Below are 260 nucleotides of genomic sequence, written 5' to 3'. Positions count from 1 at the left end.
GCACGAGCGTCCCGACCCCGCCGAGCACGGCACCGAGGAGCGCGAGCGGCCGCTGCCACGTCGCCTCGGGCCGCCGCAGCGTAACGATCGAGAGCAGGAGCGCGAGCACGCCGAGCACCAGCCCGACACCGTGCACCGTCGCGGGGGCGGTGAACCACCACGCGCCGAGTCCGAGCGTGGCGAGTCCGGCGAGAGCGCCGAGGGCGGCCCCGGGAGTCGTCCCCATGCGCTGCGTCGTCCCGGCGGCCTGGAGGCGCGGC

The 260-nt window shown here is 77.7% G+C and carries 1 protein-coding gene; it reads right to left on the bottom strand.

The window, feature by feature from the left end; translation table 11 throughout:
• Positions 1 to 226, bottom strand: a 226-nt coding sequence (locus BIV03_RS17560) for a hypothetical protein (RefSeq protein WP_217637409.1), incomplete at its 3' end; no start/stop codon positions are given.
• Positions 227 to 260 lie beyond the last annotated feature (34 nt).

Origin of the sequence: Curtobacterium sp. MCBA15_016, from assembly GCF_001865105.1 — a bacterium.
Taxonomy (GTDB): domain Bacteria; phylum Actinomycetota; class Actinomycetes; order Actinomycetales; family Microbacteriaceae; genus Curtobacterium.
This window is presented reverse-complemented; position numbering and strand designations above follow the sequence as displayed.